Here is a 9686-nt window from a genome sequence, read left to right on the forward strand (position 1 = left end):
CGTCGATATCGTACTGGATTTCGAGGCGACGAACGACAACGAGAAACTCGACTTCTCGGGGTTGAGCTCGATCTCGGACATCGCGGCCTTCGGGCTGGCGGCGAGCCAGGTCGGCGCGGATGTGCTGATCGACACCGGTGGCGGCAAGTCGATCCTGCTGGAGAACGTCGATCTGGGCCAACTGGACGCGGCCGACTTCATTTTCTAGCCGAGCCGTCAACTGCGATCGGGTGTTGTAGGCGCGTTTGGTTGGATCGCAGTGACCAATCTGTCCATATGTCCAGAAGCACGCTGGCAAATGGGCATTTGAGCAGGTTGGACACCGATCTTGTTCGATGAATTTTTCCACTAAATTGACCGCAACACGTCACAGCTATGTCATTTAAACAGTCCTGGATGGTCACCATACCTAAAGTGTTTTCCTGTAAATGTATGTCCCTCCCGCGGCTTCCTTTGTCGCGCGGGAGGGGCAATTCTCCTGACGAATGAGGGAACATGTCCAACCTGTCCAACTGTCCATTTGCCAGCGCTCTTCTGGACAAATAGACAGATTGGACGGGGTTTCAGCACAGCGTATAGGGCGTCAACCCGGATCGCAGCCGCTCTATACAATAGCTAGCCCCTGTGATGGCTTTGTGATCGGAACGGCCGTGCGCTGTGATTTGGTCTAAGGACTGCAAGCAAGCCAAGCGTTCGTCGATTAGACCACCAATATTGGATAAATCGCGGTTTCCGAGCATAATGTTCCTGTGAAACAAGGGAGGGAATCATGACCGTCGAACGTTCGATTCTTTTGATTGTCGGTATCATTGTTCTGGGAAGTGTTCTGCTTGCTGCTTTTCATAATCAGAACTGGCTATGGCTGACTGGCATAATGGGCGCACACCTGATTCAGGCCTCGTTCACTGGCATGTGTCCGGTTGTCATGACACTCAAGCGGCTTGGATTGCCGACCAAGGCAGGGTTCGCCTGAAGCCTTGGGGTGATAGCAGAAGTGAGATTTGCCATTTTTTCGATGTCTGGTCTCGCGCTGAATGCACAAACCCAACAAGCTCAAAAAATTGAAATCTAGGAGTCTTTAAAATGCCGAAGGGCTATCTCATTGCGCATATTCGCGTTCAAGACAAAGATGCTTTTGAGGAGTTCAAACAACTTTCCGGGGCTGCGATCAAAGCTCACAATGGCAAAGTTCTGGTCAGGAATCCGTCGCCCGATCATCGCGAGGGCGGTGCAGAAGGCTTGGCGATCGTAATCGAATTTGAAAGCATTGACGCTGCCCGAACTTTCTATGAGTCTGAGGCATACACCGAAGCTCGTTCGGTGAGAGAAAAAATCTCTGATACCGACCTGATCCTTGTTGAGGGGCTTTAGGCAAAAGACCTGAACGCCGGGATGTCGAAGTTGCTCGGCTTGTCGGCGTTGGGCTCCGACCCGCCGTCCGCTGCGATCCGGCAAAACGACCGCCACTCGCTCCAAGATTTTGCGCAAATTACATGTTGCCATATATTGGATTTATCGGAGGCCTCCTAAAGCCAAAAGTGAGGATTTCCGAAAGGAGAGGCTCATGCTTCGGCTTTATGCATTCACTTCGTGTTTTCTCACCGGGTTCTTCCTTGCCTTAGGTATTCCTGAGGTCGTTCAGGCATCCCCTCTCCAGGCTTGGCGGGTCTCATGTGGTGCAGACCCAGGAGCGTTGGTGAAAAAGGGGCGGACGTATATTTTCAAAACCAGTTCCAACCATTGCCCGGGTGGCATCTTCAACCAGCGATCTGAGATCGCGACAGATCATATGAGTGCGAGCCGGGCGGGCACATATCTGTTTTCCACAAATCTAGCGGTCACATCGCCGAGTGCCGAGACATTTGGCATCTTCCAGATTCACGATGGTCGCAACGGCTGCGCGCCGCCTTTGAAAATCAATGTACTTCCGTCGGGGCACTTAACCTTCGACAGCGAATACAAGATCGGCAGCAAACCGGGAAACAATTGCCGAAAGGTATCCAGCATGATGGGCCAGAAATCCAAGGTTCGCATCAAGAGGGATGGCAGCGAGTACAAGCTTGATGTGATTGTTGACTTCGACGGCCACGGCGGTTTTGAAGTGTTCGTCGCAGTCGACGACAGACCTCAGATCAAGGGCCTATACAGTCCTCCCGCAGGAAAGGGCTTCTTTAGGTCACAGAAATACTATTTCAAACACGGCTCTTACTCGCTGAACATGTTTCCGTACACCCTTGTTTCTCGAGACATGAAGGTGAAGAGGGTCAAACTGCGGCAGTAGACCGATCTCATCAGGTATTTCAATGATCTTTGAGGAATCGCCTCGAGGCGCGTCTCCGCACTTGAGCATTTTTCTTCGTGAATTGGGGGGAGGCAATTCAAGACAATAAGAGAGCCCCCTTCGGGCTTGAAGCTTCCCTTCACTACAGAATGCACGATTGACCGGCTTGGGAACCGATCCCCCTCAAAGCGCATCCCCGAACCCAGAAATAGTGCTGATGCTCCGCCCCGAGCGATCCTGATAAGCGAAGCACCGCTCCATGTAACCCCTGCAGTGAACGCCAGCCTTGTTGTCGAAGTTCTCTTCAAGTTTCTCTTCGGTGATGTCGGCAGCAGGGTCGCCTTGCCAAATTTCGGGGACACTGTCGCCAGAATGACGACAGACTTTTTCCCGAGCCATTGTAGATCAAACCGGAACTTAGTGCGAACCTTCTAATTGTGGAGAGGCTGGTCCATTATCTTCCCATTTGCACCGTCCAACAATGCAAGCTTAGACCTGAGCCTCTCCACACGAACTCTTATTGAAGATTATTGTTTGAGGTTTCTTGGCAGATCTCGCCAGATTTTCTTGGCATGAGGCGGGTCGGGACTTTCGTAGCCTTCAGCCATGGACAGTTCAGTTTTGAGATGGGGTGTCCAACCTGTCCAAGTGTCCATTTGCGAACGTTATTCTGGGCAAATGGACGGTTTGGACAGACATTCAGAACAGCGGGTCGAAAGCATGCCAGACGTCAACTCACTCCTCAATTCTCATGCAAGTCCACCAACATCTAGGACTCTCTACGCGAAATCATTTGGTACTCAACCGAACCGCTGCGCTGGCCGAGCAGGTCAGTCTCTGCAAGGCATAAGCCGAAGCGCAGCTGTCTCAGCAAGAACGAGTCCGAACTTGTCTGACACCACTCGCGCGAGAGCCGGCTACTTCAAAACAAAGCTTTTCTTCTCACCTTTGCCCATTTTTGTTCTGTATGAACCTTTAGTCCCGTCGGATTGAAAGATCACACAGTCAGTGCCGGTATCTTTTTTTCCAATGATCAGGTGTCTGCAGTACATGCCGTTTTGCCAATTCCAAGCACCTTTGATTTTCTGACCTTGGAAACCTCCAACGACACTCCCGTTGGCTTTGGGTTGCGTCCAGGCGCCGCTTTTTGGGTCAACTATTTTCTTACCCACGACGATCTTGCGGAACTGGTCTTCCGTCTTGATCGTTGTCATCGAGCCAGCAATTGCTGGCTGTGCCAGTACGGCAATGGCAAGGCAAATGGAGGGTAATACTCTCGAAATAGTCATGGCACTCTCCTTAGCTTGAATAGCTGTGCACGCATCGTACTACGAGACGCGCTCGCCGCAAATTCCCGAGGATGAGGTTGCGAAGCATGTCAGCGCAAGACCGGGTATCGCGCTGTAGATCCTCCATTTGACAGGGCAGTATTTCAACATTGTACGATAGTGGAGAAGAATCAATTTCTTGAGCGTATCTCATATGGCCAGATTCACCTTTCTCCAGCCCGGCGACAACATGGATATCTGGAGCCTCTACGAGGACCTGAGGAATCCAGACACTTCAATTCGGCCATATTACTCCGCAACAAACGCGGGTTTCTACATTGGATTCTCCGGATACGCGGCGCCGAGTACGACCTTTTCTGTCGGCGAAGCTGACGTTGTCATTAGTGACTGGTACTTACGGGGCACCGGTAGCACGAACGACGGAGTGGACACTTACTCCTACAGCGGCACGATCGACTCGGTGACTCTTGGTCAAACATTTCAAGTGGAACCTATTGCGCCTGTAGAATTTGCAACGACGACAAGCGGAGAGATTGTCGGTTACAACACAGATTTACACTGGGACGGCCAAAATGCGTATGATGAGTTCATTGGAAGTTCCGGCGACGATGTAATCTACGGAGAGCTTGGGTGGTGGCGTTGGGGGTGGCCCGTGACATTAGGCGGGATGGGTGTTTACGGTGAATATGTGACAAGCACCCGGGTTGTTGGCGACGACCTAATTGAAGCCGGGGATGGTAATGACACTATATCTGCTGGCTATGGAACAGATACGATTGATGGTGGCGATGGTTTCGACGTTTACAACGCGTGGTTTCAAAAGCTAGACGGCGCGGCACCCAGTCGCGCACCGGGCGATTTTGATTGGGTCGAGAGAGAGTTTGCCTTCCCGGAGCAACAAGGCGTTCACATTAATCTGGGCGCTGCGACCGACATCCGCGCAGTGGCGAATGAAGCATCTGACAACCTGAACTTCAGCGAGCTCGAGGTCATTTGGACTCAGCTTTCCATTCATACAAGCCTTGAAGCCGAAAGCGTAATCGACAGCCTTCAGCTAGAGGGCGAGTCTCCGGATGCGATCAGCAACGTTGAGAGTGTCTGGGGTTCGCCCTACGCGGACATCATCATCACTGTGGGTGAAACCGAAGCTTCAAGTTGGGCCGGCCAGGGCGGACTTGCATATGGGCAAGACGGCGACGATGTCATCGTTATGACTGAAGGCACGGCGTTTGCGTCTGGTGGACTGGGCCGCGACCTTATTCTTGGCCGATCTGGCAATGATCTCGCCAATGGAGATGAGGGTGATGACTATCTGTACGGAGGTGCAGGCGATGATACCTTGTGGGGTGGAGCAGGCACCGACCTTCTGGATGGTGGTGAAGGGTTCGACTGGTACAATACCTACAGCTCGACAGTAGATATTTCTGTCAATCTTTCGACATCGGATTTTACACTCTCCACGTTTGACGAATTCGATAGGCTGATGCAGTTCATCGATGCGTCTGGATCCCCGGAACGTTTCCTGCCGCATTCTGAAACGCTCCTGGCAGAGACCGCGTATGATATTTTCGATACTCAGGATACCGTCAGAAACTTTGAGGGTATCGAAGGCCGGGACACCTTCGACTTTTTCATTGGAAGCTCCAACGGTGGAACGCTACGTGGACGTGGCGGTGAAGATATTCTTATAGCCGCTGGTGGTACAAATACTCTGTCCGGTGGAACGGGCCGAGACTTCATCGTTGGCCACGAAGACACCGACACAATCGAAGGCGGCGAAAACGACGACTATCTTTTCGGACGCGGCGGCGATGACAGCATCCACGGGAATGAAGGCAATGATTTCATTTCCTCGGGTACAGGATCTGACTTCATTGATGGCGGAGAAATCGCGGACGATGGCTCGTATGAAGATTTGGATACCGTCCTACTTCCCGGGCAGCGCTGGCACTACACTGTTTTCGATGATGCCGATGCAAACACGGCCGTTTTCATCAACCGCATTTCCGGTGACAGCGTTACGTTGAGAAATATTGAGAAGGTAGAATTTGAAGGGGAATTTGAAAGACAAAGCAACACTGTTGAAAACTATGTAGTTGAGGCCGCTAAGGCGTCGCTTGGATCATACTCTCCTTTATTTCTCGGGGCAGCGAACCCTCTGTGGTCACCCATCCATGCACATCAGTTGGGCATGCCGCTTCGAAGTGATCCGGGCGCGCCTCTTACTGAAGTATGGACGTTTCAAAACGGTATTTTCAGAGCGCCTATAAACCGCATGGCTGTGGCGCATGTTGGTGAAACAGTTATGAATGGCGAACATACTTTACTCATAGCCTTTACTGGAACCGATGAAATTGGTGATGCGACAGATGGGTGGCTCACGCCAAGAATTTATTGGGACTATTTCGCTCCACTGATTACAGGTTTGCGGTCATATATCGAGGATTCGATTAACGGCGTACAAAAGCTTTTCGTAACAGGTCACAGTCTCGGTGGAGCTATGGCGCAGCTGTTTGCCGAAGAGTTTTCCCAACATAACAATATGCAAGTTATAACATTTGGGTCCCCCGGAACGTCGACCAACTTGGGTCAAGACTCGCGTATTCTTCATATCGAGCATGGCCAAGATGATGTGGCCCTTGTAGGGAGTGCCGGAGGTTCTTTGCTAGGATTCGAAAAGCCAGGGGCTAGGGTTATTGTCCCTATGAACGACTTGAAGACTAATTCAGATGATAACCTCGTGCCCGTTTATGAACACAAAATGGAACTTTACTTGAAAAGCGTGAGTTCTTTGGAGTTTGCCGAACCCGCGTTGTCTTTTATGTCTTCTTCTAGTTATTTCGCTGGTACGGAATCTCGGGTTGCAGCAGGTACGAATGGGAATGATTCTTTCGGTGGTGAGTTTGACTATGACATTGGCGGACTCCCGTTTGATGAAATTCTCTATGGCCTCTCTGGGGACGATAGTATCTTGGGTTTTGCCGGAAATGACACGCTTTTCGGAGGGCCAGACCAAGACACACTTGAGGGCGGACCTGGAAAGGACGTCCTAAGCGGAGGCGATGGCGCGGATACTTTCAAATACTCTTCAGTAGGTGAAAGCGGGCCTGGATTACTTGAACGAGATGTTATCACTGACTTCAATCGAAGCGAAGACATCATTGACCTGCAGAAAGTCGATGCAAATTCGACGTTTTTCAGCCTTGGAAATCAAAGCTTTGCATTTTTGGGAACGGGTTCGTTTATGGGGAATCCAGGAGAACTACGGTTGGAAACATCTGCGGGTTTGGTGGTGCAGGCGGACACGAATGGTGATCGATCTCCGGACATGGAGATCGTGGTCCAGGGCGAAACGCAACTTGATTTGTCGAATTTCCTTGGTGTTGGCGCGCTGCTCAATGGTGATGACGGAGACAACCCAATTTACGGAGGAGCTGCCAACGAAATCATTAATGGGTTCGGTGGGCATGACACTCTGTCAGGTGATCTGGGTAGCGATACGATCGATGGGGGCAGCGGCAATGACTCCCTGGAGGGTGGCAGCGGCAATGACGAAATAACCGATGGCGCCGGGAATGACACTGTTCTGGGAGGATCGGGAGACGATACGCTGGTGGGAACGACTGGCGTGGACACATTCGAGGGAGGCGATGGCAACGATCTCCTGACCGCTGACCTCAGAGACGCGAGTAACCCGCAGGGAGCCACCATCCTGGTCGATCTTGCTACCGGACGGCAGGGTGCCAGCATCCAGGATGCGAGCGAGTTCGACACCTTGATCTCGATCGAAAACTATCAGTTCTTCGGAGATTTCGATGTCGAACTTGTTGGGAACGTTGCCGCGAACCTGTTGCAGACGGATACAGGCAACGACACGTTGGATGGCGGTGCGGGCAATGACACGTTGTTGGCCGGAGACGGCAATGACTCTCTTTTGGGTGGGGATGGCGACGACGACATAGCTGATGGCGCAGGCAACGATTCAATTTTCGGCGGCGCAGGGAACGACACGCTGCGTGTGTCGACAGGTCTGGACACGTACAATGGTGGCGACGGCATCGATCTCCTGGCAGCTGATCTCACGGGTGCCAGCAACACTCAAGCGCCAACTATACTGGTCGATCTCGCAGCCGGACGACAAGGAGCAAGTATCCAGGACCCTAGCGACTTCGACACATTGATCTCGATCGAAAACTATCAGTTCCTCGGAGACTTCGATGTCGAACTGGTTGGGAACGATTCCGCGAACCTGTTGCAGACGGATACAGGCAACGACACGTTGGATGGCGGTGTGGGAAATGACACGTTGTTGGCCGGAGACGGTGACGACAGCCTGACCGGCGGCGGCGGCAACGACACGCTTTATGGCGGTGTCGGCGATGACAGCATGTTCGGCGGCAATGGCGATGACCTGCTGCGGCTGGGTAACGGCCAGGAATCCATCGATGGTGGCGCGGACAATGACACGCTCGAGGTGGATCTGACCGGGGCGACGTCGTTCTCGTTCCTGCCGTTCATCAACCTGGCGACCGGCCAGGTCGGGGCGACCGACATCGTGGTGCCGCTCGACACCGTCGTGAATGTCGAGAATGTCGTCTTTATCGGCAATTTCCACGTGGAACTGACCGGCGATGGCATCGGCAACTACCTGCAGGGCGGTGCCGGCGATGACACGATCGACGGTGGCGCCGGTGACGATACGCTGATGGGTGATACCGGGGCTGACCAGCTGACCGGCGGCGATGGGTTCGACATCATCAGCTATGCGGGTGCCACGCAGCGGGCGCGCGTCGACTTCCTGAACGACGTGGCCGGCAACGGCCGTGCCGCGGCGGGCGATCTCTTTACCGAGCTCGACCCGGGGCGGGTGGTCGATGTCGAGGGCGTGATTGGCACCGATTTCGACGACCTGCTGATGACCGACCTGAGCGACAATTCCCTCGACGGCGGGCTGGGCGACGACGTGCTGCGGGGCCGCAAGGGCCGCGACACGATGACCGGCGGCGACGGCAATGACGAGCTCGATGGCGGCAAGGGCCGCGACCGGATGGAAGCGGGCGACGGCGACGACACCCTGATCGGGCGCCGGGGCCTCGACAACATGCGCGGTGGCACCGGCAATGACACGCTCGATGGTGGCACCAGCAACGACATCCTGGTCGGTGGCAGGGGCAACGACGTGCTGATCGGTGGCGACGACAACGACACGATCCAGGGCAACCAGGGCGATGACGTGTTCGTTTTCGCCGATGGTCACGGGGTCGACATCGTGCTGGATTTCGAGGCCACGAACGACAACGAGAAGCTGGACTTCTCCGGCCTTTCGACAATGAACAGCTTCGCGGATGTGGAGGCGGCCGCCACGCAGCAAGGCAACGATGTGCTGATCATCACCGGTGGCAGCAGTTCGATCCTTTTGCAAGGGGTTTCACTGAGCGATCTGGGAGCTGTAGACTTCATCTTCTGAAGGTTTTTTTGTCGTCAGATCAGCCACTTGAGCAAACGTGAACTGCGCAGTGTTTGTCGCATGTAGTCGCTATGTTATCATTTCAACGTAGCTGCAAAGCAGTTTGAACGAAGAAATTGAGATTGGGGACACCATGACAACTTATACAATTACCGGCATCACAGTTGCGCGTGATGAATTCGACAATGTCACCTCTGTCCAGGAGGCTACCCTTGCTCTGGCGTTTACAAGCGATCCGGCCGTTATCAATTATTCCGTTGTCGTACCGGACCCTGATCCGCTCGATCCGCTGCCTTATATCGAGCTGACACCCGAAACTGACCCGGTGACATCGTTCCTGAACGGCACTGAAACGCCCGAAGATATCGAAGTGCAGCTGGGGTATATCACCACCTCGGAAGGCACGCATTACATTCTGGCCATTCTGGACAACACCACGGGCCTTGATCAGATTTTCCACATTGGCGGCGACCCGCTGACCATTCCGACCACGGTGGCCGAGTTCAACGCGCTTGATGCCGGTATCACCGATATCGGCGCGATCACGTCGGGGGCATTTGCGCCGGGCGTCGATATTCCGCTGACCAGCTTCAGCAACACCACTTCGACCGAGGATGACTATTTCATCGGCACAGACGATGGCGACACG

The 9686-nt window shown here is 53.5% G+C and carries 5 protein-coding genes and 2 pseudogenes; 6 read left to right on the forward strand and 1 reads right to left on the reverse strand.

What is annotated here, in order from left to right:
• The 4 genes and pseudogenes from E0501_RS21235 to E0501_RS21005 all read left to right on the forward strand — a co-directional run.
• Positions 1-208 (forward strand): annotated as a pseudogene (locus tag E0501_RS21235) (hypothetical protein); the annotation flags it as partial.
• Positions 209-769: 561 nt separating this feature from the next.
• Positions 770-973, forward strand: coding sequence for a YgaP family membrane protein (locus tag E0501_RS20995; RefSeq protein ID WP_137703369.1), 204 nt, complete (start codon positions 770-772; stop codon positions 971-973).
• Between the two features lie 110 nt (positions 974-1083).
• Positions 1084-1371, forward strand: a complete 288-nt coding sequence (locus E0501_RS21000; RefSeq protein WP_137703370.1) for a DUF1330 domain-containing protein — start codon at positions 1084-1086, stop codon at positions 1369-1371.
• A gap of 193 nt (positions 1372-1564) precedes the next feature.
• Positions 1565-2281: a hypothetical protein gene (locus tag E0501_RS21005; protein WP_137703371.1), complete on the forward strand. Its 717-nt coding sequence runs from the start codon at positions 1565-1567 to the stop codon at positions 2279-2281.
• Between the two features lie 917 nt (positions 2282-3198).
• Here the strand turns inward: E0501_RS21005 and E0501_RS21010 are convergent.
• The gene (locus E0501_RS21010) at positions 3199-3570 is read right to left on the reverse strand and encodes a hypothetical protein (RefSeq protein WP_137703372.1); all 372 of its coding nucleotides are present in this window, start codon (positions 3568-3570) and stop codon (positions 3199-3201) included.
• 193 nt (positions 3571-3763) lie between these two features.
• On the opposite strand from E0501_RS21010, the gene E0501_RS21015 reads away from it, so the two are divergent.
• Both E0501_RS21015 and E0501_RS21020 read left to right on the forward strand, forming a co-directional pair.
• Complete coding sequence (locus tag E0501_RS21015) at positions 3764-9037, forward strand: lipase family protein (protein WP_137703373.1); 5274 nt, start codon at positions 3764-3766, stop codon at positions 9035-9037.
• A 133-nt stretch (positions 9038-9170) separates the two neighbouring features.
• Positions 9171-9686, forward strand: a pseudogene (locus E0501_RS21020) (calcium-binding protein); the annotation flags it as partial.

It is taken from the genome of Marimonas lutisalis, assembly GCF_005434965.1.
Taxonomy (GTDB): Bacteria; Pseudomonadota; Alphaproteobacteria; order Rhodobacterales; family Rhodobacteraceae; genus Marimonas_A; species Marimonas_A lutisalis.

Excerpts from the sequence above, each read along its gene's own strand:
- E0501_RS20995 (WP_137703369.1), top strand. The coding sequence starts at position 770 with ATGACCGTCGAACGTTCGATTCTTTTGATTGTCGGTATCATTGTTCTG.
- E0501_RS21000 (WP_137703370.1), top strand. The coding sequence starts at position 1,084 with ATGCCGAAGGGCTATCTCATTGCGCATATTCGCGTTCAAGACAAAGAT.
- E0501_RS21005 (WP_137703371.1), top strand. The coding sequence starts at position 1,565 with ATGCTTCGGCTTTATGCATTCACTTCGTGTTTTCTCACCGGGTTCTTC.
- E0501_RS21010 (WP_137703372.1), bottom strand. The coding sequence starts at position 3,570 with ATGACTATTTCGAGAGTATTACCCTCCATTTGCCTTGCCATTGCCGTA.
- E0501_RS21015 (WP_137703373.1), top strand. The coding sequence starts at position 3,764 with ATGGCCAGATTCACCTTTCTCCAGCCCGGCGACAACATGGATATCTGG.